This window comes from Mesorhizobium sp. M7A.F.Ca.AU.001.01.1.1 (genome assembly GCF_004022735.1).
Taxonomy (GTDB): Bacteria; Pseudomonadota; Alphaproteobacteria; order Rhizobiales; family Rhizobiaceae; genus Mesorhizobium; species Mesorhizobium ciceri.
Window position 1 is genome coordinate 1 of the sequence record NZ_RZPF01001272.1, and the last position, 770, is coordinate 770.

Genomic DNA, 770 nt, shown 5'->3' on the forward strand with positions numbered 1-770 from the left:
CCAGATCCTGCACACCCAGCCGATCAAGACCATCGGTGTCACCAATGTGGCGATCGCGCTGCAGCCGGAAGTCGAGGTCACCGTCACGCTCAACATCGCCCGCACGGCCGACGAAGCCGAGCGCCAGGCCAAGGGCGAGACGCTGACCACCGCCGAAGCCATCTATGGCGACGACATCAACGACAACGCCCGGCCGGAGAACTTCTTCGATCCGAACACCGAGTTCGAGGGCGACGAAGACAACGCCTGATCACACGTCGCAAGCGATTGGAGCCATGGGGCTGATCACGACTTGACGCCAAGCTCCGATCACTTTGCCGTCATCCAGCCATGCTGGACCAATGCCCGGGCCTCGCGCCCGGGCATTTTTGTGCCAAATGGAACTTTTCGAACCCCTATATATTGTTGCAGACTATGGCGTCGCGCGTCCTTTGGCCGCGCAAAGCACGCTGTGCAACTTTGGTTCGGCGCAAGATCTCCGGCGAAATCGATCCCGATTTTCGCGGTCACGCGCCAAGGCAGCCTGTCTGGCCGAGAGGGGACATTTGGTCATGAATATTCTGTTAAAGCGCGTTCTCGACCGCTTGGTGCGCACCGGCAATCTTAGGGTAACCGGCCCCAAGGGCACGGCGGTGGTTTTCGGCGACGGCAGCGGCGAACCGGTGCACATGCACATCAAGACCGCGCATGCCGAGCGCGCCATCACCTTCGATCCGATGCTGGCGGTGCCTGAAGCCTACATGGACGGCGAACTCGACATTCTCGAGGGC

At 61.0% G+C, this 770-nt stretch carries 1 protein-coding gene and 1 pseudogene; both read left to right on the forward strand.

The window, feature by feature from the left end; translation table 11 throughout:
• Positions 1-250: 50S ribosomal L9 C-terminal domain-containing protein (locus EN884_RS37595; RefSeq protein WP_281034876.1), on the forward strand; the 250-nt coding region annotated here is incomplete at its 5' end.
• Between the two features lie 301 nt (positions 251-551).
• Positions 552-770: pseudogene (locus EN884_RS37600) on the forward strand (SAM-dependent methyltransferase); the annotation flags it as partial.